The following is a 26,559-nucleotide window of genomic DNA, read 5'->3' on the forward strand; positions in this document are numbered from 1 at the left end:
CGGGGCCCGGTTCCGCCTAGCCCCGTCGGATCGTGATCGTCGTCCACGCGCCCACGTGCACCCGGTCGCCGTCCTGCAGCGGTACGGGGACGAAGGGCTGGATGGGCTCCTCGGCGCCGTTGACCGTGGTGCCGTTCGTGGAGTTCTGGTCGACGACCGCCCAGCTGCCGTCGGGCTGCTGGACGAGCACCGCGTGCTGGTGCGAGACGCCCGGGTCCTCCGGCGGCACCGCCAGGTCGATGTCCGGGGACTCGCCCGTGGAGTGACGGCGGCGGCCGATGGTGATCTGGTTGCCGGTGAGCGGACGCTGCTGCTCGGGCGAGTACGCGGGCAGGTTCAGGCCCGCGGCCTCCGGTCCCGAGCGCTGCATCATCGCCATGAAGTACTCACGGTCGGGTCCGATCGTGATGCTCCACGACAGCGGCTGCTGCTGGTAGCCGGGGGGCGCCTGCGTTGAGCCGGGCTGCGGGTAGCCGTAGCCACCGCCCGGGCCGGGAGGACCGCCGGGGCCACCAGGACCGCCGGGCGTACCGGTCGACGGGGGCGGGAGCACCCAGTCGTCCTCACCGCCACCGAAGGACTGCCCGCCCGGACCACCAGGACCACCGGGTCCGCCGGGACCCTGAGGGTGCCCGGTCTCCTGCGGGTACGCGGGCGGAGCGGGCGGACCTGACTGCTGGTACCCCTGCGGAGCACCGGGACCGCTGTAGCCGCCGCCCGGGCCGCCACCGGGCCCGTTCGGACCGCCGGGGCCACCAGGGCCGCCGGGCCCGCCGAGACCGTTCGGGCCGCCGGGGCCACCAGGCCCACCCTGGCCACCAGGTCCACCGGGACCGTTGGGTCCGCCAGGTCCGTTGGGTCCGCCAGGTCCGTTGGGTCCGCCGGGAGGACCACCGGGACCGCCGAAGCCGCCGGGCATCCCGGGTCCCGTGCCGCCAGGGCCGGGCGGTGGCGGAACCGGTCGTGACGGATCACCGGGGAAGCCCGAGGGGTTCTCGCCGAACGGCGGGATCGGCTCGGCGGGCCGGTTCATCTGCGAGGGCCGCGAGCCCTGGTAGTCGTACCCGCCGGTGGGCTGTCCGGGCGGCTGCTGCTGGAAGCGCAGCGCCGGGTTCTGCCCACCGGGACCACCAGGACCGCCGCCGGGCCCCGGAGGGCGCGGCGCGGCCGGGGTGTACGAGGTCGCGGTGTTCGTCAGGAAGTTCCACCGGCACTCCTCGCAGAACGGCGCCCCGCCCTCACGCGGAGTACGGCACTGCGGGCAGAGCTCGGCCGAGGGCGCGTCGGGCACCGCGGAGAGATGCGGGCGGCCGCCCTGACCGGGAGGCGGAGGCGAACCGGGCGGCGGATAGCCGTAGCCGGCCGCCGGGGGCGGCGGTGGAGGTGGCGGGGGCACGGCACCGGCCATGCGGTGACCGCAGACCTCGCACCAGTCGTCGGAACCCGACTGGTGTCCGTTCGGGCAGGTCGGCATGTCGGCGCTTCCCCCTCTCCTGTTCCGGCCCGAGAGGGCCGCAAATCGTGCAAACCGCTTGCGTACTGCTGGTTACTGCCTGCTTGTTGCCGCGCTCGCTGCCGAGTGCGTACTGCTCTACTTCTTTACACGAACAGTCTTTGTGGACCGTGTCTCGAGAGTCATCTCGTCGGCCTCCGCGACCTTCGCCTTCAATCGCACAGTACCTGCCGCGGCGTCGACCACGTCCACCACCTTCGAAAGCAGTTTCGCCGTATCCGCGTTTCCGGAGGCACTGGCGAGCTGAACGGCGCGGCCCAGCTTGGCCGTTGCGCCGTCGACATCTCCTGCTTTGCGGGCATCCAGGCCCTGTTGGATGACTTGTGCCAGTTCCGCCTGACCCGTGTAGTGCGCGACCTGCGGGTTGATCGACGTGGACGCCGCCATGTCGTCGGTCCACACGGCCCGTACGAGACCCTGGGCGCCCAGCGTCTGGGCGGTGCCGTCGCCCTGCGGGATCACCAGGGAGACACGGGCGGCCAGCATCTCCTGGCCGAGGTCGGCCTCGGGGACCTCGACGCACACGTGGTAGTCACGTGACTCGTCCCCCCAGGAGCCGGTGGGGTAGTCCCCGGCACGCGGGCCCGCCTCCGTGCGGCGGTCGGTCAGTTCCTCGACCGTGGGCGCGACCTGCTTCACGAACTTGATCGACGTGCCGACCGGGGTCCACAGCCGCAGCGCCACGTCCGCGACCTCCTTGCCCATGGCCGTCTCCATCATCTGCGTGAAGTCGGCGGACAGGCCCGCCGGGTCGGCGACGATGTCGGAGGTGCCGAGCAGCGCGGACGCGATCCCGGTGACCTCCTTGACCTCCCAGTCCGTGCCGACGCCCCGCGCGTCCGCGGTGAACCGGCCCGCGCAGGCGTCCAGCGCGGCCTTGAGGTCCTCGGGCGACTCGTGTTCGTTGCGGCCGTCGGTGAGCACGATGCCGTGCCGGATGGCGACGTCCGCCGAGGACAGCAGCCGGTCGGCCAGCCGCAGCCAGGTGCCGATCGCCGTGCCGCCGCCCGCGCTCAGCTTGCGCAGCGCCTGCTTGGCCTGGTCGCGGGTCTGCGCGTCGGCGACGGCGAGCCGGCCGCCGCCCGGGTAGACCTCCTTGGCCACGTGCGTCCCGCCGATCACCGCGAAGTGCACGCCGTCGCGCACCGCGTCGATCGCGGCGGCCGTCGCGTCCCTGGCGCCCCGCATCTTCGTCGGCGGGTAGTCCATGGACCCCGAACAGTCGACCATGATCGCCACGGCCGCGTCCGGGCCCTCTCCCGGTGTGTAGAGGTGGGGTGCCGCCACGGCACTGCCCACCGTGCCGCCGCCGGTCGAGGTCACCGTGACGATCGCGTTGACCTCGCGGCCGCCCTCCGGCAGGTACTCGTTCTGGTACACCTCCACCGAGAACTGCGGCACGTTCGACTTCGAGAAATTGGCCATGCCTTCTCTGCTCCCCCTCAGGACTCCCACGAGGTGTGGGTGATGTCGGTGGGCGGACCGGTCCCCTCCGGTCCTGGCCCCTCCGAGGCCGATGCCGTTCAGTACCGCTTCGGCCTCAGGCCGATCCTGCCCCCTGCGGCGGGGCGGGGAACGGCACGACGGCCACTGTTACGTTGTCGTGGCCCCCGCCGTCCAGCGCGTGGCCCACCAGGACCTGGGCGCTGTGCAGCGGCCGGTCCGCGGCGTCGGGCGGGATGACCTCGGCCATTTCCTCCGCCGCCTCCGCGTAGTTCCACAGTCCGTCGGTGCACACCACCACTACACCCGGCCGGTCCGGCTTGAAGGAAGCGGTGTGCGGCTCCAGTTCGTACGCGTCCGCCCCGAGCCAGCCCGTGATGGCGTGGGCGCGCTCGTCCGCGTACGCCTCGGCCTCGCTCATCAGGCCCGCGGCGACCATCTGGGCGGCCCAGGAGTCGTCCTCGGTGAGCCGGGCCGGGGGTGACGACCGGTCCACGGGCACCCAGTAGGCGCGGCTGTCGCCGACCCAGCCGACGATCAGCAGGCTTGGGGTGACGACGGAGCCGACGATGGTGCAGGCGGGCGCGTTCACGTGCGGCTGGTGCTCGTGGGCCGGAGCGCTGCGGTCCGCCAGGGAGTTGACCGCCTCCGAGGCCGCGAGGATCGCGTCGTGCATCGCCTGCTGCGGGTGCGTGCCGCGCGGCAGGGCGGCCAGGAGGGACTCGTTGGCCGCGCGGGAGGCGGCCAGGGAGGCCTCGTCGGGGCGGGTCGCCGAGGAGACGCCGTCGCACACGATCGCGACGACCGCGGGCGAGCCGTCGGACAGCGCGGTCGAGGACACCGTGAACGCGTCCTCGTTGCGGTGGTGGCGCAGACCCCGGTCGCTGACCGCGGCCACCGTGCCCAGCTCCTGCTCCATGTGGTCGCGCTCGCGCGGCTGCGCGTGCCCGCAGTTCTCGCAGTAGCCGTCCCGGTCGACCTGGCCCGCGCGGCAGGCCACACAGACCTTCAGGCCCGCGGCGGGCGTCGGGAGGTCGGCCGTACGCGGATCGGCGGGCGGCACCTCGGGAGGCAGCGGCGCGGCGAGCGGGTACTCGTCCGGCTCCGTGGACGCCTGCGCGGCAGGTGGGGCGGCGGCCTGTGGCGCCTGCGCGGGGGAGGGCAGCGGCGGTGGTGCGGCGGGGGGCGACGGCGGCTGCGCGGGCCGGTCGAACCGTACGCCCGGGCTGTCGGAGCCCGCCGACTCGCGGCCGTCGATGTCCGTCGGCAGGACCACGGGCGCGGGTGTGTCCGAGGTGTCCACCTCGGGGGCGACCGGCCAGTCCACGGACGCCGCCGCCGAAGGGGGCCGTGGCGCAGCTCCGTTGACGGCGACCGTGGGGTTGTCGTCCGGTGGCGCGGGTACGGCGGTCAGGTCGTACCCGCACGCACCGCAGAAACGGTCCCCCGACTCCAGCGGCTCCTCGCAGCTGGGGCAGGCGGCCAGTTGAGGCATCTGCGACATCAATTACACCCACGTCCGGGGGCGGTAGCGGTTGGCGCGCTCCACCAGATCGATCCTCTCCTCGCCACGCTGGGCGAGCCGGGCCAGTGTCCGGTACGAGCGCTCCAGACCGAAGCGCAGGCCCCGCTCGTCCAGGTCGCTGCCGAGCAGTACGGTCCGCGACCCAGTGCTCGGCGGGGCGGAACCCTGGCTACCGGAGAGTACCCAGTCCAGGGCGCAACCAAGGACCTCTGTGGACAACTGCTCGCGGCGCACCGCGTCCAGACCGTACCCGTCCAGCGCCTCGACCTGGGCCGCGGCCGAGGTCAGGTCGTCCAGGAACGGGGCGTCGGGAATCCCCGCACCGGACAGCGCCGGCCCGGGAACTCCCGTACCGGGTACGCCCGCTGCGGGCACCGCCGTACCGGACGTACCCAGAGCCGGTGGGCCCGGTGGGGGCGGCGCCGTCTCGGCCAGCCGCTGGCGCAGCCGTGCCCGGACGGCGGCGACCCGGGCCGCCGTGTAGTGGATCGACGCCTCCGGCACCGACTCCAGCGTCCGTACGGAGCCACGGCGGTCGCCCGCCGCCAGCTGGACGCGGGCCAGGCCGAACGCGGTGCTCACATAGCTGGGGTCGGTGGTCCACACCAGGCGGTAGTACTCGGCGGCGTTGTCCAGCTGTCCGAGGACCTCCGCGCACACGCCGAGGGCCAGCTTGGGCGCCGGCTCGCCGGGGAACGCGTCGTAGATCGCGTCGAAGGACACCGCCGCGACCTCGTGGTCGCCGGTCGCGAGCGCCGCCACGCCCCGGTACCAGACCACCCGCCAGTCGTCGGGATGGTCCGCTTCCAGGGCTTCGAGCGTCCTGGTCGCCTGGTCGAGCTCGCCCATCTCCAGGCGCGCCCGCAGCTCGCGCAGCCGCAGCTCCAGGGAACCGGCGGGCGCGGCGTGCAGCGCGGTGATCAGCTCGGCCGGTGCGGACGTCATCAGCCCGGCCAGGAACCCGGCGTTCGGGTCGCCCGGGTCCACCCGCGGCACCGGCAGCGCGAGGGCCGCGGCGGCGGTGTTCAGCGGCTTGAGGAGGGAGGCCCGAGCGGCCGCGGAGGCCGGCGGGAGGAACGGCGTGCCGTTCGCCCCTGCGGTCCCGCTCGCTCCGCCGGCAGCCCCCGCCCCGTTCGTGCCGCTCGTTCCGTTCGCCCCGGCCGTCAGCGCGGGCGCGCCCTTCTTCCCCCGTACGGGATCGATCCGCACGCCAAGTCGCGACACGTCGCCGGCCAGTGAGCTGAACAACTCCGTGTCCGTGACCTTCAGTTCGGGTCCGAACAGGGTGGACAGCGAGGGACGGGCGCGCCCCGTCTGCACGGAGACGACCTCGCGCAGCACACCCGTGAGCTGCTCGGCCATCTCCTGCGCGGAGGCGAACCGGCGGGCCGGGTCGGGGTCGGTGGCGCGCACGAGGAGCCGGTAGAAGGACTCGTACGTGCGGAAGACCTCGATGTTGTCGGGGTCGGGCAGGGAGTCCACGAACACGTTCGTGTAGCCCTGGAAGTCGAAGGTCAGGACCGCCAGCGTGCGGGCGACCGTGTAGAGGTCCGAGGCGACCGACGGGCCGACGTCGGCGACCTCCGGCGCCTGGTAGCCGACCGTGCCGTAGATGGCCGACTCGTCGTCGTCCATCCTGCGCACCGCGCCCATGTCGATCAGCTTGAGCTGGTCCTCGGTCTGTATCGCGTTGTCGACCTTGAAGTCGCAGTACAGGAGGTTGCGGCTGTGCAGATGGCCGAGGGCCTCGAGCGCCTCGATGCCGTACGCGCAGGCCTGTTCCACCGGCAGCGGGTCGCGTTTGCCGGTCGCCGTGCGGCGGCCGTTGGCGATCTCCTTGAGGGACTTGCCGCCGACGTACTCCATGACGATGTACCCGTCCAGCGAACCCGTCCGCTGGTCGAGGTGCTCCACGAAGTTGTAGATCCGCACGATGTTGGAGTGCTCGATCTCGGCGAGGAAGCGGCGCTCGGAGATCGCGGCCTCCATCGCGTCCTGGTCGCCCGTGTCGAGGAGGCCCTTGAGGACCACCCAGCGGTCGGACACCGCACGGTCGACGGCGAGATAGACCCAGCCGAGCCCGCCGTGCGCGAGGCAGCCCACGACCTCGTACTGGCCGTGCACGATGTCGCCGGTCTGCAGCTTCGGCACGAACGAGTACGGGTGGCCGCACTTGGTGCAGAAACCCTCCGTGCGGCCGGACCGCTCGCCGCGCGAACGCCCCACCGGCGCACCGCAGTCGGAGCGCGAGCAGAACCGCTTGCGCTCGGGGACCTCGGGGTTCTCCTGGATCATCACGCGCGGGTCGGGCCGCGGCACGTCCGGGACCTGCACCAGGCCGACGCCGAGCCGGCCGCGCCCCGAGGACCCGGCGGTCGAGCCGGAGCTGCGCACCGACACCGAACGGCCCGTGGTGCGGCCCGACACCGAGCGCGAGAGACGGCCCGACACCGAGCGCCGCGACTGGGACGACCGCGACGAGGCGCGTGAGGAGGCGCGGGAGCTGGAGCGCGAACTGGCGCTGCGCGAACTCCGCGAACCGCTCCTGCCGCCCCCGGTGATCCCGGTCGGCGGTGAGCCCACCATGCCGGTCGACGAGACGACCGGGGCCAGACCGCAGGTGTCGCAGTACAGCTCGCCGCCGCCCACGTCCTCGTACGACCCCGAGCAGCCGGGCCGCTGACACGGTTGCTGCGGACTCTGCCCACTCGCTTCGGCGTTGACGTTCTGTTCGCTCACGATTCCCCCCTCCGGTCCTGTGGTCCGCCGTGCCCGGGGACCCTGGGTACCAGCACTTCGGCGGCCGCGTGCTGGTAGCGCAGCACCGCCTGTTCCGCCACACGCAGGTCGCAGGGCGCGCTCCACAGCATGCGGCGCGCCGCGTCGTACCTCTCCACCAGCAGCGGGTCCTCGGCGAAGCCGTGCCGGGCGACCTTCGCCTTGTACGCGTCGAGACGGCCGCGCAGCTCCGCGCGGACCGCGAGCGGCGCGGTGACCGCGGTCAACGACTCGCGGGCGCGCAGCAGTTCGTCGTCGGCCTTCGCCTCCAGGGACTCCAGGAGCGGCGAGAGGCGGTGCCACTGGGCGTGCCTGCGGTACTCGGCGGCCGTCGCCAGCTGTTCCTGCAGCGCGGTCGGCGGGCCGCTCACCGCGGGCACCTCGGACGCGGCGATCTTCGCGAGGACCTCGCCGCGGGCACTCCGCGCCTCGGCGAGCGTGCGGTCCGCGCGGCTCAGCACGTCCCGCAGCCGCACCAGCCGCGCCTCCGCGTCCTGCCGCACGGTGAGCACGGCGTCGATCTCGCGCCGCACCTCCTCCAGTGCGCGCGCCTCGCGGTCGTAGCGCGTGGTGTCGGGGCGTCCGCCGCCCGGCGCCGAACTGCCCTGCGCGGGCAGCCAGAAGTCCAGCGGATCGGACACCACCCGCTCGCGCAGCGAGGTCAGGGTGCGGGTGATCCGCTCCAGGTCGTCGCCCGAGGGGTGCTCACCGGGCCGTACGCCCACGGAGTGCGCGAGCTGGCGGGTGCGCTGCAACTCCGCGGCCAGTAAATCGATCCGGGCGGGCAGCGCAGACCACACGGCGTCGGCCGTCACGACCATGTCCAGCGAGGTCGCGTACAACTCGTTCATGCGCTCCACGAGTTCGGCGAGCGAGAAGCGCTCGCTGAGCTTGCCCGTGCCCGCCATCGTGGGCGCGGCGGCCGTGGCGGACGCGCTGCCGGCGACCGTGACGCTCTCGCCGCGCAGCAGCTCCGTCAGCTCCACGAGGTCCTCGCGGTTCGACCAGCGTCTGCGAGAACGGATCTCCCGTGCGGAGCGCAACGCGTCGGCGTACGCGTCGAAGTACGCCCACAGCAGGGAGATCGACGCCTCGGCGGCACCCCAGCGCTCCTTGGTCGTACCAGTGAGCTCGGCGCCTTCGAGGAGTCTGCGGCCCGCGTGGTCCTGCAGGGCGAGGAGCGAGGTCTCGATGGCCTCGTGCTCCGCGCCGAGCCGCGCCAGCGCACGGTCCACCTCGTCCCGGTCCATCACCGGCCCGGAGGGTCCCGTGACGCCCATCGATCACCCCTCGTTTCGTGGTGCTTGCGGTGCTTGCTTCGTCTCGATGAAGAACTACTGGAACACTCCGGCTACTTGTACTGGACCGCGGGCGGTCCGTCGCCCTTGCCGAGCGTCCCGGCGAGCCAGGTGTCGTACGACTTCTGCCAGTCGGCCTTGCGGTAGTCCACCAGGATCTGGTTGACCCGGCGTATCAGATCGGTTGCGTCCTTCTTCATCGCCACGCCGTAGTACTCGTCCGTGAACGGCTCGCCCTTGAGCTGGACCGTCGGGTCCTGTGCGGCCTGGCTCGCGGCGAGCGCGCCGTCGGTGACCACGGCGTCGACCTCACCGAGCTGCAGCCGCACCAGGCAGTCGAGTTGGTTCGGCACGGTGCGCTTCTCGAAGTCGGCGGACGCGACGAGGCGGCCGTCCTGCTTGCCCGCCGTCAGTGCGTCGAAGGCGGTGGAGCCCTTCGCCGTGCAGATCCGCTTGCCCGCCAGCGACTTGTCGTACCCGGTGACGTCCGACTTCTTCGGGGCGAGCACCTGCTGGCCGGTCTCGAAGTAGGGGGACGAGAAGGCGACGTCCTCCAGCCGGTCGCAGTTGATCGTCATGGTGCGCACCACCATGTCGACCTTCCCGTCCTGGATCGCCGGGATGCGCTCGCTGGTCGGGATGGCCTTGAAGCGGACCTCGGCGTCCTTCTTGCCGAGGATCTCGTCCGCGATCGCATGCACCAGGTCGATGTCGAAGCCCTCCAACGTGGCGGTCTTCGACGTGCTGTTCGGGTCGCGGTAGCCGAAGCGGTAGCTGTTCTGGTCGACGCCGACCGTCAGATAGCCGTCCTGCTTGATCTTCTGGACCGTCGCGCCGTCCTGGGGGCCGGAGTCCGGTGCCAGGCTCTGGTCCTCGGGGTCCACGCACTCCTCGGCCCTCGCCTGCTCACCCCGGGCCACACCCTGGCCGTCGACACCCGTGCCGCCGTCCTCGCGGCTCTGGGTCACCGGCAGCAGGAGAGCGAACACCGCCGCGAGGGCGCAGACGACCGCCATCGCACCCACCCCGCCCCAGCCCCTCAGACTGGTCCGCAAACGCCGTGCGTTCATCGTCATGCCCCCTCTCACCGGTACTCCGACAGCCTGCGCCCGATGCCGAGCACCGCGCCGGCCGCGGCCAGCACCGCGAGGACCGCGGCGCCCACCACCAGGCCGTTCATCGCGCCCCGGCCGTCTCCGGCGGCCTGCTTGAACTCGGTCTCCTCGCGGCCTATCGCCGTCTCCAGGGCCGTGTCGACCTTGTCGAAGCACTCGCCCGTCGGCTTCTTGTCCTTGGTGCCGATCACCTTGTCGAGCGCGCCCTGGTAGTTGCCCAGCGTGTCCTCCGCGCGGGCTTCCTTGTGCCGTTCCTTCCAGACCTTCATGTTGGCCGTGGCGGCCTGGACCGGCTTCTCGCCCGCGCTGTTGTCGGCGAGGTCCTCGGCGGCCGCCAGCTTTACGGTGAGGTCCTTCATCTGCTGCTCGAAGTCGTAGTCGTACGCGTCCACGGTCTCCGCGCCCACGGTCCTGGTCTCCGCACCGCGGGCGACCAGCGTGAGGTTCTCGTTGCCCCGGGCCTTGAGCGAGGCGATCCGGGCGTCGTTCAGCGTGTTCAGCGAGCGGACCGCGTTGTCGTACGAGTCGTTCAGGCCGGCGCGGGCGACGCTGTGGCCGACGACCAGCCACAGCAGGACGACCGTGGAGGCGGCCGTGGCGGCGACCAGGCCGTGGTTCAGCACGCGGTTCGTACGGCGGTAGTTGCGGTGCTGGGCCCAGGCGAGGCCGCCGATGGCGAGGACTCCGGCGCCGATCGCGATCCACGGGTAGGGCGTCGCGTCGTCGTAGTCGGAGCGCAGGCGCTGGTTCTCCACCGTGTAGAGACGCTCGGCGTCTTCGAGCATCACCTGCATCTTCGAGTTCGCGTACCGGAGGTAGGCGCCGCCGAGGGGGAAGCCCTGGCGGTTGTTGGCCCGGGCGCGCTCCACCAGGCCCTTGTACTCCGGAAGCATCGTGTTCAGCTTGGTGATGGTCTTCTCCGAGGTGGAGCCCGGCTCGGAGTTGGCCGCCGCGGTCACCAGCTTGTCCGCGGCGACCCGGATGTCCTTCTCGTACCGCTCGCGGGACTCCTCAGTCTCCTGACCGCCCGCGAGGAAGCCGCTGGACGCGGCCGTGTTGGCGTCGGCGAGGGAGCGGTAGATGTCCGCCGCGTCGGCGCTCAGCGGCTGGCTGCTGTGCAGCACGTCGTCCGCCGCGGCCGAACGATCCGTCATCTGCCAGGCGGTGACCGCCCCGAACGCGACGACGAGGAGCGCGAGCACCGCGCCGATGATGCGCAGCCGCCCGGGCTCGGTGGTCGCCGCGGCACGCAGCTGGTCGACGCCCTCGGCCCACGCCGTACGGCGTGGGGGCCCGGTGTCGGGCACGGCGGAGCGGACCTGCGGCCCGGGCGGCGGGGCCTGCGGCGGAACCGCGGGCATCGTGGGCGCGGGCGCCCCCGGTGGCGCCGCACCACCCTTCTGCTGATATGTCACTCGACCTCCCCCATGGTCATAGGCCGGTCACCTCCGCCCGGGCGCCAGGAAGCGAGGGCAGAGGTACACGGCCGCAAGTATCGCCGCCGGGACTGACATCCGCACAGGCCTTGACGCGATCTTGTTCCGATTGCAGCAAGGCCTTGCCCGGATCGCAGCACGGCGAAGATCCCGTACCACCCCTGCCCATGAATACGCCAACCCGAACTGTTCGGTTCCCGGCGCGCTCAGACCCTCTCGTAAAACTCCCGCACGCGGGCGTGCGCCAGGGCCGGGGCACCCTCGTGGTCGAGTCCGAGGAGGGCGGATCCGAGGACCGGCCGAGCGGTGACGACGCGGGGTACGGCCTTGGGGGCGCGCTCGGCCAGCAGTTCCCTTATCCGGTCGTCGAGTTGGGGGTGGCGGGCGGCCAGGACGCCCCCGCCGAGCAGGACCGGGGTCTCCTCGTCGAGCAGGTCGAGACGGGTCAGGGCGACGACCGACATGGACGTGACCTCGTCCGCGAGCCGGTCGACGAGCGCGCGGGCCACGGGGTCGCCGTCCGCCGCAGTGGCGAAAAGGACCGGCGTCAGCTCGTGGCGCCGCGCGTGCTCGATGTGTTCCAGGTGCAGGGCCTCGATCAACTCGTACATGGAGCCCAGGCCGAAGTGCGCGGGGAGGGTGCGGGCCAGCGCGGTCGGACCGCCCCGCCCGTCCTCGGCCCGTGCCCCGTGCCACAGCGCCTCCTCGGAGAGACCCCAGCCCCCGCCCCAGTCACCGGAGATACGCCCCAGGGCGGGGAACCGGGCGACCCGGCCGTCGGGCCGCATGCCCACGCAGTTGATGCCCGCGCCGCACACCACGGCCACACCGCGCGGCTCCTCCACACCGGCCCGCAGGATCGCGAAGGTGTCGTTGCGGACCTCCACCGTCGTCCCCCACGCGCGCGCGTGCAGCGCGGCCGCCAACTGCTCCTCCTCCACGGGCAGATCCGCGTTGGCCAGACACGCCGAGACATGGTTCACGGAGTCGACGCCCGCCGCGGCGAAGGCCCGGCCGACGGCGCCCGCGACCGTGTCGACCGCCTCCCGGATGCCGACGACGGGCGGCCGGAACCCGCCGGCGCGTGCCGTGGCGAGCACGCTTCCGTCGTCGGCCACGACCGCGACGTCGGTCTTGCTGTTCCCCGCGTCGACGGCGAGGACAGTTGCGGTCACGCCCACGCGAGGTGCTCCCGGTTGTGCGCGATCAGCCGGTCGGTGAGGCCCTCGGCGTACGCGTACTGGCCCACCAGGGGATGGGCGAGCAGCGCCCGGAACACCCGCTCGCGCCCGCCGCGCAGCGCGGCCTCCAGGGCCAGGTCCTCGTACGCGGTGACGTTCGCCATCAGCCCCGCGTACAGCGGGTCCACCGGGGCCACCGGCAGCGGGGTCGCCCCCGAGTGCCCGACCGCGGCCTGCACCTCGATCACGGCGTCGTCGGGCAGGAACGGCAGCGTCCCGCGGTTGTATGTGTTCACCACCTGGTAGGTGCTTCCGCCCGCGCCGAGCAGCGAGGCGGCGAGGTCGACGGCCGCCTCGGAGTAGTAGGCCCCGCCCCTCTTGGCGAGCAGCGCCGGCTTCTCGTCCAGCTCCGGGTCGCCGTACATCTTCAGCAACTCCCGCTCCATCTCCGCCACTTCCGCGGCCCGCGACGGCTTCGTACCCAGTTCTCGTACGACCTCGTCGTGCGCGTAGAAGTAGCGCAGGTAGTAGGACGGGACGACGCCCAGCCGGTCGAGGATCTCGTGCGGCAGGCGCAGGGTGTCGGCGAGGGTGTCGCCGTGCTCGGCGAGCAGCTTGGGCAGGACGTTCTCGCCCTCGGGGCCGCCGAGACGCACACCGGTCTCCCAGGTGAGGTGGTTGAGGCCCACATGGTCCAGGTGCACATCGCCGGGGGTGACCCCCAGCATTCCGGCGAACTTCCGCTGGAATCCGATCGCCACGTTGCACAGTCCGACCACCTTGTGACCGGCCTGGAGCAGGGCGCGGGTCACGATGCCGACGGGGTTGGTGAAGTCGATGATCCAGGCGTCCGGGTTGGCACGCCGTACGCGCTCGGCGATGTCGAGCACCACCGGGACCGTACGCAGCGCCTTGGCGAGGCCGCCGGCTCCGGTCGTCTCCTGGCCGACGCAGCCGCACTCCAACGGCCAGGTCTCGTCCTCGTTGCGGGCGGCCTGCCCGCCGACGCGGAGCTGGAGCAGCACCGCGTCGGCGCCCTCGACACCCGCGTCGAGATCGTCGGTCGTGGTGACGCGGCCGGGGTGCCCCTGCTTGGCGAAGATGCGCCGGGCAAGACCGCCGACGAGTTCGAGACGGTCGAGAGCGGGGTCGACGAGCACCAGCTCCTCTATGGGCAGGGTGTCCCTCAGCCTCGCGAATCCGTCGATGAGTTCAGGGGTGTAGGTGGAGCCCCCGCCCACTACTGCGAGTTTCATGTCAGCCCTTCACTCCGGTGAGCGTGACGCCCTCGACGAACGCCTTCTGCGCGAAGAAGAACACGAGGATCACGGGGGCCATGACCAGGACGGTCGCGGCCATCGTCAGATTCCAGTCGGTGTGGTGCGCGCCCTTGAAGGACTCCAGGCCGTAGCTCAGGGTCCAGGCGCCGGGATTCTCGGACGCGTAGATCTGCGGTCCGAAGTAGTCGTTCCAGGCGTAGAAGAACTGGAAGAGCGCGACGGCGGCGATGCCCGGCTTGGCCATCGGCAGGACGACCTTCAGCAGGGTCCTGAAGTCACCGCAGCCGTCGACCTTCGCCGCGTCGATGTACTCGTTCGGGATCGTCATCAGGAACTGCCGCAGCAGGAAGATGGAGAACGCGTCCCCGAACGCCATCGGGATGATCAGTGGCCACAGGGTGCCCGACAGATCCAGTTGCTTCGCCCAGAACAGGTACATCGGGATGATGATGACCTGCGGCGGCAGCATCATCATGGAGATGACCAGCATCAACGACAGGTTCCGGCCACGGAAGCGGAACTTGGCGAGCGCGTACGCCACCGGAATGCTGGACACCACCGTCAGGACGGTGCCGCCACCCGCGTACAGAAGGGTGTTCTTCCACCAGGTGAGGAAGCCGGGCGTGTCGAAGACCTTCGCGTAGTTGCCCCACTCCCAGGTGTCCGGGATCAGGTCCCTGGTGAGGGTCTGGTTGTCGCTCATCAGGGAGGTGAGGACGACGAACACGAAGGGCAGGACGAAGAACAGTGCCGCCGCGACGCCGAGCGCGTGCACGGCGATCCATTCGAGGAGCGCCCTGCGGCGGGCGGTCCGCTCCGCGGGTGTGACCGGCGGCGTCCCCAACTCCACGGGCTTGTCGAGTACTTGGGTCATGGATCAGTCACCTGCCTGGATGAGACCGCCCCGGCGCCGCATCAGGAACGCGGTGAACACCATGGACAGGGCGAACAGCACCAGCGCGACCACGCACGCGGAGCCGTAGTCGAAGCGCTGGAAGCCGAGGTTGTAGACGAGCTGCGGCAGGGTGAGCGTCGACTTGTCGGGGTATCCCGGTTCGAACTGCTGGCCCGAGCCGCCGATGATCCCGGAGGCGACCTTCCCCGCGACCAGCGGCTGCGTGTAGTACTGCATCGTCTGGATCACACCGGTGACCACCGCGAACATGACGATCGGTGAGATGTTCGGCAGCGTCACGAACCGGAACCGGTGCCAGGCGGACGCGCCGTCCAGCTCGGCGGCCTCGTACTGCTCCTTCGGTACGTCGAGGAGCGCGGCCATGAAGATGACCATCAGGTCGCCGACGCCCCACAGGGCCAGCATGGTGAGGGCGGGCTTGGACCACGCGGCGTCCGTGAACCAGCCGGGCGTCGGCAGTCCGAGGTCACCGAGGACCGAGTTGACCGGCCCCGTACCCGGGTTGAGCAGGAAGACGAAGGCCAGCGTCGCCGCGACGGGCGGCGCCAGGTAGGGCAGGTAGAAGAGGGTGCGGAACACACCCGTGCCCGTCTTGATCTTCGTGATCAACAGGCCGATGCCCAGGCCGAAGGCGACCCGCAGGGTGACCATGACGAGCACCAGCCACAGGGTGTTGCGCAGCGCGGGCCAGAACATGGGGTAGTCGTTGAAGACGTAGTTCCAGTTCTCAAGACCCCTGAACTCGGGGACACCGAAGCCGTCGTACTTCATGAACGAGAAGTACACGGTCGAGATCAGCGGATACGCGAAGAAGACGCTGAAGCCGATCAGCCACGGCGACATGAACGCGGCCGTCCGAAGCGCCGACCTGCGGCGCTTCGAACGCAGAGTGAGCGTGGACATCGAGGGCTACTTCGCCTGCTCGATGTCACGGTCGATCTGGTCGGCCGTCTTCTTCAGACCGGCCTTGAGATCCTTCGCCTTGCCGGACTCGTACTGGTAGCCGAAGTCCTGCAGGGTCGTCTGGTACGTCGAGCCGTTGACGGAGGCCGGCGGGGTGTTCGAGTGCGGGTTCTGCGCGATGTCCAGGAAGGTCTTGAAGCCCGGGTCGACCGTCAGGTCGGGCGACTTCAGCGCGGCGAACGTGGACGGCACGTTGTGGATGGCGTTGGCGAAGGCGACGACGGCCTCGGTGTCGGTCGTCATGTACTTCACCAGCTCCCAGGCCGCGTTCTGCTTCTTGCTCTGCGGCGCGATCCCCATGATCGTGCCGGAGAGGAAGCCCTTGCCGTACTCGTCGGCCTCGTCGTCGGCGACGGGCATCGGAGCCGTGCCGATGTCGAACTTCACGCCCGCGTCCTTGGCCATGCCGAGCCGCCACTCGCCGTCGAGCTGCATGGCCACCTGGCCGGTCTGGAAGGGGTGCTTGGCGCCCCATTCGTCACCGAAGGTGTTGCGGTACTTCTCCAGCTTCTGGAAGCCGCCGAGGCTGTCGACGAGCTTCTTCTGGTACGTGAACATCTCGGCGAACGCCGGGTCCTCGGCGATGCTGGACTTGCCGTCCTTGTCGAAGTAGGCGTGGTCCCACTGCGACATGTAGTGGTCCACGACCGTCTCGTAGCCGTGGTAGTTCGGCATGAAGCCGAGCTGCTGGTACGAGTCGCCCTTGGTCTTCGTCAGCTTCTTGGCGACCTCGGCGAACTCGGACCACGTCTTCGGCGGCGCCTTGATGCCGGCCTTCTCGAAGGCGTCCTTGTTGTAGTAGAGGCCGTACGCGTCGCCCAGCAGCGGCATCGCGCAGCGCGTGCCCTCGAACTGGGTGTACTCCAGCATCGGCTTCGGAATGATCTTGTCGAGGTCGAGCTTCGACTTCTCGATGAACGGCTTGAGGTCGGCGAAGGCGCCGGACGAACAGAACTTGCCGATGTTGGACGTGGTGAACGACGACACCACGTCGGGGCCCTTGGAACCACCCGCGCGCAGCGCCTGGTTGAGCTTGTCGTCGTTGATGTTGCCGACGACCTTCACCTTGATGTTGGGGTGTTCCTTCTCGAAGCGGTCGATGTTCGCCTGGATGGCCTTGACCTCGGCGGGAGCGCTCCAGCCGTGCCAGAACGTGATCGTGGTCGAGGCGTTCGGGTCGTCCGTGGCGCCGGTGTCCGACTGGCCGGTGCACGCGGTGGTGAGAAGGGCTATCGAGGCGGCGGCGAGCACCGCTTTCCTGGGCATTTTGGGCATGGCGAGGTCTCCCTGGGGCGGGACGGGGTGGTGTGGGACGGGATGTGTACGGAGATGTGCGGGGGGAGGCGTGCGGGGTCCTGCTCAGCGCGAGGTGTCGAAGGCCTCGTCGCGGGTGGCCGCGAGCGCGCTCTCCAACGCGCCGCGCAGCACGGGGTGTTCGTCGACGTCGCCGACCACGAGGCGCGGCCGGGGTGCGGCCAGCTCCTCCAGCTCGGCCTGCACCAGGGCGCGCAGCAGTTCGCCGCCCCTGGTGAGCGAGGCCCCGCTGAGGACGACGAGTTCGGGGTCGAGGACGGAGACGAGCGAGGCGAGACCGGTGGCGAGCCCCGTCGCGTACGTCTCCAGGAGCTGCCGGTGGGCCCCCGCGTTGATGTCCGCCGCCTGCTCGACGAGCGCGGCGGCGACCTCGGCGTACGGCCCGTTGGGCAGGGGCTGGATGCCGAGTTCGCGGGCGAGTTTCGGGATGGCCTGGGAGCCTGCCAGCTCCTGGTAGCCGCCGCTGTTGGTCTTGGCGACGTGCCGGACGAGCGGCGCGCCGGGTACGGGGAGGAAGCCGACCTCGCCCGCGCCGCCGGTCCAGCCGCGGTGCAGGCGTCCGCCGAGCACGAGGGCCGCGCCGAGACCGCCCTCGTTCCACAGCAGCACGAAGTCCTCGTGGCCCCGGGCCGCACCGAGCCGCTGCTCGGCTATGGCGACGAGGTTGACGTCGTTCTCGTACTCGACGGGCATCGGCAGTGCGGCCGCGAGCTCGTCGAGCAGGGCGGGGGAGTGCCACCCGGGGAGGTGGGAGGCGTAGCGCAGCCGACCCGTGTTGGGGTCGAAGGCTCCGGGGGTGCCGATGACGAGCCGCTGGATGTCGGCCCGGACCAGTCCCGCCGCCTTCACCGCGCCGTCGAGGGCGTCGGTGACCTGCCGTACGACGGTCTGGCCCGCGCGACGGCCGGGGGTGAGCAGTTCGTACTCTCCCACCGTCCGCCCCGTCACATCGGCGACGGCGGCGAGGATCCGCTCGGGCGTCACGTCGAGCCCGCCGGCATAGGCGGCGGCGGGGTTCACCGCGTACAGCTGTGCGTTGGGCCCCGGCCGGCCCTCGCTGGTGCCGGTGACGAGGACGAGCCCCGCCGCCTCCAGCCGGGCCAGCAGCTGCGAAGCGGTCGGCTTCGACAGGCCGGTCAGCTTGCCGATCCGCGTCCGGGACAACGGCCCGTGCTCCAGCAGGAGATCGAGCGCGGCACGGTCGTTCATGGCGCGCAGGACGCGAGGGGTGCCCGGCGTACCGGCGGTTCCTGCCATGAGTGTCGACACCTGCCTTTCGGCTGCCCAGCTTCCCAGTGGTGCCACCGGGAAGTCCACTGCGGAAGCACTGTTAGGAAACTTTCCTATCGGTGGGAGGAAGGTAGGCCCGGGGTGGGGGAAGCGTCAATACCGGCCACTGCCGGGAAACGAAGTCGTTACCTCTGGGGAGGAGAAGAGGGGAGCGTGATACTCGGGCGACTCGTGTGAGTCGCTGGGGAGCGGAGGCGGCTGCCTCGTGCAAGGCCCGGTGGACCGGGCACCACATCATCGACTTCGACTTCGACTTCGACTTCGACTTCGGGTTCTGGGGGACTGGTGGACGACAAGCGGCTTGTCGAGAAGATCGGCGAACACCCCGAGGGGTACGGCCTGGACGGCACCTACTACCCGACGGCCATGTTCCTCACGGGGATCGACGTCGGAAGGTCGGGCGGGCTGCTGCGTGGCTTCACGGAGTGGCTGGTCGTCCGCAGGGGCGAGTGCAGCAGCTTCTACTGGCACAAGCTCGTCCTCCTGGACCTGTTCCCCGACATGCGCCTCGACGGCTGGAAGGACCCGGACCACCTGACCCCGGAGCAGCACCGACAGGTCGTGGAGCACTTGTTCTCGCTCGTCCTCGAGTTCCTGGACGTGCGGAACAAGCCGCGAGAACTGGGTCTGATGTACACGCGGTACGAGGCGATGTACGCGCACGTCTGGGGATAGGCAAAAAGGGCCGCCCACCGGAATCCCACCGGCTGCGGGGCGGCACCCGGAGTGACCCGGATACCGCCCCGCAGAGGCCCGTGCGCGTATGAGAAAGCTCTCGCCCCTACTTCGTCACATTCGTCGGAACCGCCGCCGGTGCTATCGGGGACGCCGTCTGCGACTGGGGGGACGCGGAGTTGGAGTAGGCCGAGGGGGCCGCCATCCCTGCCGTCGGGTCGGGGGCGGTGTCCTCGTCCTGCTGGGCGGGGAGGCCGCCGACGATGCGGATGCCGGCCCCGTCGAGGGCGTGCTTGATGCGCCAGCGCAGTTCGCGTTCCACGCTGAGCGCCTTGCCGGGCATCGTCTTCGCGGACACGTGGACGACCATCGAGTCGAGAAGGACGCTGTCGAGGCCGAGGACCTCGATGGGGCCCCAGAGACGTTCGTTCCAGGGCTCGGCCTTGCTCATGTCCTCGCCGACCTGGTTGAGGAGGGTCTTCACCCGGTCCAGGTCCTCCGAGGGGTGGACCGTGACGTCGACGCCGGCCGTGGCCCAGCCCTGGGAGAGGTTGCCGATGCGCTTGACCTCGCCGTTGCGGACGTACCAGATCTCGCCGTTGTCGCCGCGGAGCTTGGTGACGCGCAGGCCCACCTCGATGACCTCGCCGGAGGCGACTCCCGCGTCGACCGTGTCGCCCACGCCGTACTGGTCCTCCAGGATCATGAAGACGCCGGAGAGGAAGTCCGTGACCAGGTTGCGGGCGCCGAAACCGATGGCCACGCCCGCCACACCCGCGGAGGCCAGCAGCGGGGCCAGGTTGATCTCGAACGTGCCGAGGATCATCAGCGCGGCCGTGCTCATGATCGCGAAGGACGCGACCGAACGGAGCACCGAACCGATGGCCTGGGAGCGCTGACGGCGGCGCTCGACATTGACCAGGAGGCCGCCGAGCGCCGTCCCGTCGACCGCCTGGGCCGTACGGTTCATGCGGTCTATGAACTTCGTGATGGTCCGCCGTATGACCACTCTCAGCACGGCCGCTATCACCAGGATCAGCAGCACCCGCAGGCCGATGCTGAGCCATGTGGACCAGTTCTGCTCGACCCAGCTCGCGGCGTTGGTCGCGCTTTCCTGGGCGTCCTGGAGCGATGGCGACGTCGGTTCCTCGGTGGGATCGGCGGCCGACAGGACGGACAAGAACACGGCAGGTACCTCCAGGCGTAGCGGTCCGCCCGCGGCAGGGACATCGGGATAGGGGCACCGACGGGCAGAACCACCACACTAACGGGGCACCATGTGTGGATCGTTGCAATGTTCGAGGGAGAGACTGTGCTCACCTGGGGATGAACAAGATGTGGTCGAAAACACTCCCAGCCCGTTACCGGGACATGGTGGCGCTTCCACCAGGCATGAGGGGAGACTGACTACAGATCGTCCCGGCGCGAGCCACGCGCCGCCGGCGTACAAGGAGGCCATCCGTGCCGCATGTCCTGGTCCTCAACGCGTCGTACGAGCCCCTCGGTGTCGTACCGCTCCGCCGCGCGCTCGTCCTCGTCCTCGAGAACAAGGCTGTCTGCCTCGAGGAATCCGGCGCCTTTATGCATAGTGCAACCGTTACTGTCCCCGCACCCAGCGTGGTCCGGCTGAAAAGGTTCGTACGGGTCCCTTACCGGGGGCCCGTTCCGCTGACCCGTCGGGCGCTCTTCGCCCGCGACGGCGGCCGGTGCATGTATTGCGGTGGCGTCGCAACCAGCGTCGACCACGTCATCCCGCGCAGCCGCGGGGGTCAGCACGTCTGGGACAACGTGGTGGCGTCCTGCCGCCGCTGCAACCACGTCAAGGCCGACCGTCACCTGGTCGAGATCGGCTGGCGCCTGCGCCATAAACCGGCCCCGCCGACGGGGCTCGCTTGGCGCATCATCGGAACCGGGCATAGGGACCCGCGCTGGCTGCCATACCTGCAGCCGTACGGCGCGGAGGACGCGATGGCCCGGATCGACGGCATTTCCGCCTGACGATCCGGGCCTTCGTCTTGCCTTGTGCGGGCCGGTCCGTCCTGCGTCGCGCGGGCCGGTCCGCTTCTTTCGTGCGGGCCGGGCCGCCGCCTTTCCCGGCCCTCCGGGAAGTCCCCTCGCGCCTCCCGGAGGACCGGAGGTCTGTCGTGCGCCGGGTGGCCCGGGCCGGCGCGGCTACGCGAAGCGCAGCTCCGCCGGATGCACCGAACGGCGCAGCAGCGGCAGAGAAGTGGCGGCGGCGAGGAGACAGGCCGCGTAGACGGCCACCGGCACGAGCAGCGGCATCAGCACCGGGATGGTCGCAGCGTGCACGGCCTTTCCGTACGCGACGTACACCGCCGTGCCGCCGAAGCCCGCGAGCAGCATCGCCGGGGCCAGTGGCAGCGCGGTCTCGAGCAACAGTGCCTGGCCGAGCACCTTCTGCGGTACGCCCGCCGCGGCCTGTGCGGCGAGGCCCCGGCGCCGGGTGGCGAGCGACTCGGCGGTGCCCACGGCAAGACCGCCCAGGCTGATCAGCAGCGCCAGCAGGACGGCGGCGCCCGCCAGGTTGACGCCGGTGGTGTAGAACGCCACGTCCTCGGGGCTGTAGGGCAGGCCCTCCCGCGGGTGATGCACGGAGTCGAGGAACATCTGGCGTACGCCCACGAAGCCCACGCCCACGACGGCCACCAGGAGTACGGCCGCGTTGGTGCGCGCGGTTGCCCACGGGTCGGCCCGGAGCCGTTCGGCGGCGATCAGGACCGCGGGGTTCTCGGTCCGGGCGGCGAGCCGCCTGCCGGTGGCCCGCGCGGTGATCCCGGCAACCGCCACCGAGCCCGCACCGGTCAGCGCCACCGCGGAGAACACCAGCAGGGGGAACGAGGTGGCCCCCGGCCCGGTGGTCCGCATGACGATCAGCAGGGCGGCCAGACCCACCAGCACCGTCGGTACCACAAGAGTGAGGGTCGCGACCCGGCCGTGGCCCGGCCGCACCCGGCGCACCCAGCCGAGCGGCGAGGCCACGACGCGGCGCAGCGCGACCACACTTACCAGCACGGCGAGGAGCGGCACGGCGAGCGTCACCAGGGCGAAGCCGCCCCAGGTCTGCAGCGGAAGCGGCTGCTGCAGCATGCCCAGCATGAGGAGCACGCAGAGCACCGCGGCGACACCCGACCCCAGCAGACAGGCGAGGCCGGACTCCAGGGCCGCGATGCGCCGCACCTGCATCGGCGTCGCCCCGGCCAGGCGCAGTCCGGCCAGCCTGCGGTCGCGGTGCACGGCGCCGATGCGTGCGCACTGGCCGAGGAAGCCGAGCACCGGCACCCACAGGAGCAGCAGCGCGACAACCACCCCGGCGCGCTGCCCCGGCTGGTTCAGGAGGCCGTGAAAGTACGAGGAGGACACCTGTCCGCGCACCGAGGCGACCGCGACCGCCGCGAGCCCGAAGCCGGTGGCCAGCGCGGCCCCCACCGCCGTCAGCATCACCCGCCACCACTCCCGCCGGTCCGAGCCCCGCGTCAGCAGCAGCGCGAGCCGCAGGTCGGCCCTCATCGGGACATCTCCACGACGACGTCCGCCCCGGAGACGACGGCTCCGTCCCGCAGCTCCACCTCACGGTCCGCGTACGCCGCGACCTGGGCGTCGTGCGTGATGAGCAGCACGGCGGTGCCGGACTCCCGCGCGGTGTGCGCCAGCGCCGACAGAACGCCCTCGCTCGCGAACGAGTCCAGCGCGCCGGTGGGCTCGTCCGCGAAGACGACGCGCGGGCCGGTCACCAACGCCCGTGCCAGCGACACCCGTTGGGCCTGCCCACCGCTCATCTCGCCGGGGCGCAGCTCCCCCTGACCGCGTACGCCGAACCGCTCCAGCCACTCGCCCGCCCGCTCGTGGGCCTCCTTGCGGGCGGTCCCCGCGAGCAGCAGCGGCAGCGCGACGTTGTCGAGCGCGGTCAACTCGGGGATCAGCTGCCCGAACTGGAACACCACCCCGAACTCCGTACGCCGCAGTTCGCTCAGCCGCTTCTCCGTCAGCTGGTCGAGGCGCTGCTCGGCGTAGACGACCGAGCCCTCGTCGGGGCGGACGATTCCGGCCAGGCAGTGCAGCAGGGTGGACTTGCCGCTGCCGCTCGCGCCGGTGACGGCGAGGATCTCGCCCTCGCGCAGCTCGACCGAGGCGCCGCGCAGCGCCCTGGTCCTGCCGTGCGTCTTGGCGATCCCCCGCGCGGCCAGGATCGGCACGGTCCGGTGCGTACTGCTCATGGGCGTGCTGCTCATGGGCGTGCTGCTCATGCTGAGTCGACCTCCGCGGTCAAAGTGGTGAGCCGGGCCGCGGTGGTGGTCATCCAGCGCAGATCGGCGTCCAGGTGGTTGAGGGCGTAGTCGGCCGAGAGGACCGTCGCGAGATCGGCGCCGTGCGCCGTCTTGACCGCCGTGAGCTCCCGCATGCGCGCCATGTGCGCGGCGCGCTGGGCGAGCAGGTAGTCGGCGGGGTCGGCCGAGGCGAGGATCGAACACACGACCTTGGCGAAGATCTCGTTGGTCACGAAGGGGGCGGGCGGGGTGATCTCGCCCGTCCAGCCGACGAGTTCTTTCGCCCCCTCGTCGGTGGACCGGTACAGGGTTCGCTCGGGACCACCGTCCGAGCCGGTCCCGTCGACCTCGGCCAAGCCGTCGCGGACCAGGCGCTGCAACGTCGTATAGACCTGGCCGTAGGCCAGCGGGCGGGCTTGCGGGAAGCGTTCGTCATGGCGTCGCTTGAGGTCGTAGCCATGGCTCGGCCCTCCGGCGAGCAGCCCCAGCAGGATGTGGCGGGTGCTCATGGCGATCATTATGTACTCAATATATGTAGCGAGTGAATAGTGAGCGGTGAAAAGCTTCGGCCGCGCCCCGGCCAGCCCTCGTGAGAAGAGCACCTCGGGGGAAGAGGGCGCAGGAGACGGGGCCCGCGAAAAGAGGGCTCGATCGCGGACGGTGGTCGTCCAGGCCCTCTTGGTCACCCGGCACATCCAGGGACAGAATGTGAACAAGGGCACGTTGTCCGGGCTGTCACGTCTGCGCGCCCGCCCACTGGGTAGGGCTGCCCTGACCGCAGAACGACCACTCGTGACGATCAAGGAGGCCCCCGTGGCCGCATCAGCACAGCTTCTGCTCTCGGCCCTCTCCAAACGCCCGGCGGAACTGCCCGCCGACCCCGACCCGCACTTCTGTGTCTTCAGCGCCGAAGGATCCTGCGCGGAGACGCCCCTCACCAGCGAACCGCCGCTGCCCGACGCCGCCCCCCTCACCAGCGAACCGCCCCTCGCCGACGCCGCCCCCCTGACGAGCGAGCCCACCTCCATGGGTGCCGCCGCGGGCCTGGACCCATCGGGGGTCTGATGCCGCTCTCCCGGCTCGCCGCGCTGCACGGCGTCGCCACCTCCTTCAGCCCGTCCCCGGGGCGCACGGTCGCGGCCTCGGACGCCGCGGTCGTCGCAGTCCTCGCCGCACTGGGCGTCGCCGCCGGCACACCGGACGCCGTCCGCACGGCGCTCACGGCGCGCGAGACGGAGCTACGGGAACGGCTGCTCCCCCCGACCCTGGTGTGCTGGAGCGGGTCGGCGGCGACCGCCGGGAGTGACCATGGCCCCGGGGCGCGCGAATCCGCCCCGGGGGCGGACGAAGGCGAGCGCGCGCCGAGCGAGGGCCCGCCCGCGCCGGATGAGAACCCGCCCGTGGCAGGCGAGGACCGGTCCGGGGCAAGCGAGAACCGGCCCGCGCCGGACGAGGATGCGGCCGCGCCGGGCGGATCACCGTCCGTGACCCGTGCGTCCGAGGTCGGCGGTTCCAGCAGTTCCGGCGCTTCCGCCGGGTCCGGTGGATCCGAGCCCGCGCCGGGTGGCCAGGACCCGGCCGATCCGGCCGCCCCGCCCGGATCCCCGGGGGACTCCTCGCTCGCCTCCGCCCTCGCCGCGCTGCCCGCCGGGACCCGGTTGCGGATCCTTACCGAGCAGGGGGAGGTGCGCGCCTCCGCCGAGCAACTGCCCCTGGGTGTCCATGAGTTGGAGGCCACCGCCCCCGACGGACGGACCGCCCGCGCCCATCTGGTCGTCGCGCCGAGGCGCCTGCCCGCGGCACCGGGGCGTACGTACGGGCTGCTCGTGCAGGTCTACTCCCTGCTGTCCCGGCGCTCCTGGGGCATGGGCGACCTCGGGGACCTCGCCGAGCTGACGGCCTGGGCGGGACGGGCGCTCGGGGCGGGGTTCGTGCAGGTCAACCCGATGCACGCGGCCGTGCCGGGCGCGCCCACCGACCCGTCGCCGTACCGGCCCTCCTCCCGCCGCTACCCCGACCCCGTCTACCTGCGCGTCGAGGACGTCCCCGAGTTCGCGTACGCCGGCGAGGGTGACCGTGACCGCGTCCGTACGCTCCTGGAGCGGGCCGGGCGGCAGCGCGAATCCGTGCTGGACAAAGGCGCGTTGATCGACCGCGACGCCGTGTGGGAGCTGAAGCGCGAGGCCCTGGAACTGGTACGGGACGTGCCGCTCGGACCCGGACGCCGCGCCGCCTACTGCGACTTCCTCGCCGAGGAGGGCGAGGCGCTGGAGGACCACGCCACCTGGTGCGCGCTCGCCGAGGTGTACGGCTCCGACTGGCAGAAGTGGCCGGCCGCCCTGCGCGACCCCCGCTCGGCAGAAACCGCCCGCGCCCGGGGCGAGTTGATGGACCGTGTCGACTTCCACAGCCGCCTCGCCTGGCTGACGGACGCCCAGCTCGCCACCGCCCAGCGCAGCGCGCGCGACGCGGGCATGGGGGTGGGACTCGTGCACGACCTCGCGGTGGGCGTCCACCCCGGCGGCGCCGACGCCTGGGCGCAGCAGGAGTACTTCGCGGCGGGCATGTCGGTCGGCGCACCCCCGGACGCGTTCAGCGTGCAGGGCCAGGACTGGGGGCTGCCGCCGTGGCGCCCGGACCGTCTCGCCGAGTCCGGCTACGCCCCCTACCGTCGCCTCCTGCGCGCCCTCTTCCGGTACGCCGGCGCCCTCCGCATCGACCACGTCATGGGCCTCTTCCGCCTCTGGTGGATCCCGCAGGGCCGCCCGGCCACCGAGGGAACGTATGTCCGATACGACGCCGAGGCCATGCTCGCGATCCTCGCGCTGGAGGCGTACCGCGCCGGGGCGCTGGTGATCGGCGAGGACCTCGGCACCGTCGAGCCGGGCGTCCGGGAGAAACTGCACGAGCACGGCGTGCTCGGCACCTCGGTGCTGTGGTTCGAACGCGACTGGGACGGTACGGGGCTGCCGTTGCCCCCCGAAGGCTGGCGCGCCGACTGCCTCGCCACCGCCACCACCCACGATCTGCCGCCCACCGCGTCCCGGCTCACCGGCGACCATGTCGAACTCCGCGACCGGCTGGGCCTGTTGACCCGCCCCGTGGAGGAGGAGCGGGCCGAGGCGGCCGCCGACGTGGGGGAGTGGCTGGCGCTGCTCGCCCGGCTAGGGCTGCTCCAAGGGGCCGCCGGCGGGCAGTCGGAGGACTCGGAGGAGGCGCAGATCCAGGCCCTGCACCGGTTCCTGCTGCGCACGCCCGCCCGCATGATCGGCATCTGGCTCCCGGACACCGTCGGCGACCGCCGCCCGCAGAACCTGCCCGGCACCTGGGACCAGTACCCGAACTGGCGCCTGCCCGTCGCCGACGCCGAGGGCCGCCCCGTCACCCTGGAGGAACTCGCTGCCTCACCCCGGCTGCACGCCCTCATCGACGTGGTGCGTGAGGGCCGGGCGGTGGGCGGATGCGGGCCGGACCCGGCAGAATCCGCGCTGGACCCGGGAGGCGCTCCGCCTCGTACGGCACCCCCGGGCGCGCGGCCGGATTAGG

Annotated in this window: 21 protein-coding genes; 4 read left to right on the forward strand and 17 right to left on the reverse strand. The window is 71.4% G+C overall.

The window, feature by feature from the left end; translation table 11 throughout:
- Positions 1–16: 16 nt before the first annotated feature.
- The 13 genes from OG718_RS34730 to OG718_RS34790 all read right to left on the reverse strand — a co-directional run bounded on the left by OG718_RS34730 (position 17) and on the right by OG718_RS34790 (position 18,019).
- The gene (locus OG718_RS34730; protein WP_328846022.1) at positions 17–1,474 is read right to left on the reverse strand and encodes an FHA domain-containing protein; all 1,458 of its coding nucleotides are present in this window, start codon (positions 1,472–1,474) and stop codon (positions 17–19) included.
- Positions 1,475–1,591: 117 nt separating this feature from the next.
- Entirely contained in the window at positions 1,592–2,938 is a 1,347-nt protein-coding gene (locus OG718_RS34735) for a vWA domain-containing protein (RefSeq protein WP_143632268.1), read from the reverse strand.
- A 115-nt stretch (positions 2,939–3,053) separates the two neighbouring features.
- A complete protein-coding gene (locus tag OG718_RS34740) occupies positions 3,054–4,463 on the reverse strand; it encodes a PP2C family serine/threonine-protein phosphatase (RefSeq protein ID WP_186000998.1) in 1,410 nt (469 codons plus the stop codon).
- Entirely contained in the window at positions 4,464–7,067 is a 2,604-nt protein-coding gene (locus tag OG718_RS34745) for a serine/threonine-protein kinase (RefSeq protein ID WP_373466398.1), read from the reverse strand.
- 149 nt (positions 7,068–7,216) lie between these two features.
- Positions 7,217–8,539: a hypothetical protein gene (locus OG718_RS34750; protein WP_143632264.1), complete on the reverse strand. Its 1,323-nt coding sequence runs from the start codon at positions 8,537–8,539 to the stop codon at positions 7,217–7,219.
- Between the two features lie 71 nt (positions 8,540–8,610).
- Entirely contained in the window at positions 8,611–9,627 is a 1,017-nt protein-coding gene (locus OG718_RS34755; protein WP_143632262.1) for a glutamate ABC transporter substrate-binding protein, read from the reverse strand.
- A 14-nt stretch (positions 9,628–9,641) separates the two neighbouring features.
- The gene (locus OG718_RS34760) at positions 9,642–11,087 is read right to left on the reverse strand and encodes a hypothetical protein (RefSeq protein WP_373466251.1); all 1,446 of its coding nucleotides are present in this window, start codon (positions 11,085–11,087) and stop codon (positions 9,642–9,644) included.
- A gap of 227 nt (positions 11,088–11,314) precedes the next feature.
- Entirely contained in the window at positions 11,315–12,289 is a 975-nt protein-coding gene (locus OG718_RS34765) for an N-acetylglucosamine kinase (RefSeq protein ID WP_328846023.1), read from the reverse strand.
- Entirely contained in the window at positions 12,280–13,545 is a 1,266-nt protein-coding gene (locus tag OG718_RS34770) for a 6-phospho-beta-glucosidase (protein ID WP_328846024.1), read from the reverse strand. Before OG718_RS34770 ends, OG718_RS34765 begins: the two co-directional genes overlap by 10 nt.
- A 1-nt stretch (position 13,546) precedes the next feature.
- On the reverse strand, positions 13,547–14,443 hold the full coding sequence (locus tag OG718_RS34775) for a carbohydrate ABC transporter permease (RefSeq protein ID WP_143632257.1): 897 nt from the start codon (positions 14,441–14,443) through the stop codon (positions 13,547–13,549).
- 3 nt (positions 14,444–14,446) lie between these two features.
- The gene (locus tag OG718_RS34780; RefSeq protein ID WP_143632256.1) at positions 14,447–15,388 is read right to left on the reverse strand and encodes a carbohydrate ABC transporter permease; all 942 of its coding nucleotides are present in this window, start codon (positions 15,386–15,388) and stop codon (positions 14,447–14,449) included.
- A 6-nt stretch (positions 15,389–15,394) separates the two neighbouring features.
- Positions 15,395–16,723, reverse strand: coding sequence for an ABC transporter substrate-binding protein (locus tag OG718_RS34785; RefSeq protein ID WP_328846025.1), 1,329 nt, complete (start codon positions 16,721–16,723; stop codon positions 15,395–15,397).
- 84 nt (positions 16,724–16,807) lie between these two features.
- Positions 16,808–18,019: an ROK family transcriptional regulator gene (locus OG718_RS34790; RefSeq protein WP_143632253.1), complete on the reverse strand. Its 1,212-nt coding sequence runs from the start codon at positions 18,017–18,019 to the stop codon at positions 16,808–16,810.
- A 318-nt stretch (positions 18,020–18,337) separates the two neighbouring features.
- Between OG718_RS34790 and OG718_RS34795 the strand changes: the two genes are divergently transcribed.
- Positions 18,338–18,727 carry a hypothetical protein gene (locus OG718_RS34795; protein WP_143632251.1) on the forward strand — a complete coding sequence of 130 codons (390 nt, stop codon included), beginning with the start codon at positions 18,338–18,340 and terminating at the stop codon, positions 18,725–18,727.
- A gap of 106 nt (positions 18,728–18,833) precedes the next feature.
- On the opposite strand, the gene OG718_RS34800 is transcribed toward OG718_RS34795, so the two are convergent.
- Complete coding sequence (locus tag OG718_RS34800; protein WP_143632250.1) at positions 18,834–19,913, reverse strand: mechanosensitive ion channel family protein; 1,080 nt, start codon at positions 19,911–19,913, stop codon at positions 18,834–18,836.
- A gap of 275 nt (positions 19,914–20,188) precedes the next feature.
- Between OG718_RS34800 and OG718_RS34805 the strand changes: the two genes are divergently transcribed.
- Positions 20,189–20,725 carry an HNH endonuclease gene (locus OG718_RS34805; RefSeq protein ID WP_055611422.1) on the forward strand — a complete coding sequence of 179 codons (537 nt, stop codon included), beginning with the start codon at positions 20,189–20,191 and terminating at the stop codon, positions 20,723–20,725.
- A 174-nt stretch (positions 20,726–20,899) separates the two neighbouring features.
- Here the strand turns inward: OG718_RS34805 and OG718_RS34810 are convergent, their stop codons facing one another.
- Genes OG718_RS34810 through OG718_RS34820 form a run of 3 tightly spaced genes read right to left on the reverse strand, consistent with a single transcriptional unit; the run spans position 20,900 to position 23,522 of the window.
- Positions 20,900–22,255, reverse strand: a complete 1,356-nt coding sequence (locus tag OG718_RS34810) for an ABC transporter permease (RefSeq protein WP_328846026.1) — start codon at positions 22,253–22,255, stop codon at positions 20,900–20,902.
- Positions 22,252–22,992, reverse strand: coding sequence for an ABC transporter ATP-binding protein (locus tag OG718_RS34815; protein ID WP_328846027.1), 741 nt, complete (start codon positions 22,990–22,992; stop codon positions 22,252–22,254). The genes OG718_RS34810 and OG718_RS34815 overlap by 4 nt, the downstream gene beginning before the upstream one ends.
- A complete protein-coding gene (locus tag OG718_RS34820; RefSeq protein ID WP_143632246.1) occupies positions 22,989–23,522 on the reverse strand; it encodes a PadR family transcriptional regulator in 534 nt (177 codons plus the stop codon). Before OG718_RS34820 ends, OG718_RS34815 begins: the two co-directional genes overlap by 4 nt.
- 304 nt (positions 23,523–23,826) lie before the next feature.
- On the opposite strand from OG718_RS34820, the gene OG718_RS34825 reads away from it, so the two are divergent.
- Both OG718_RS34825 and malQ read left to right on the forward strand, forming a co-directional pair.
- Positions 23,827–24,078 carry a hypothetical protein gene (locus OG718_RS34825; protein WP_143632245.1) on the forward strand — a complete coding sequence of 84 codons (252 nt, stop codon included), beginning with the start codon at positions 23,827–23,829 and terminating at the stop codon, positions 24,076–24,078.
- Positions 24,078–26,558, forward strand: a complete 2,481-nt coding sequence (malQ, locus tag OG718_RS34830) for a 4-alpha-glucanotransferase (RefSeq protein ID WP_328846028.1) — start codon at positions 24,078–24,080, stop codon at positions 26,556–26,558. The genes OG718_RS34825 and malQ overlap by 1 nt, the downstream gene beginning before the upstream one ends.
- Position 26,559 lies beyond the last annotated feature (1 nt).

It is taken from the genome of Streptomyces sp. NBC_00258 (assembly GCF_036182465.1).
Classification (GTDB): domain Bacteria; phylum Actinomycetota; class Actinomycetes; order Streptomycetales; family Streptomycetaceae; genus Streptomyces.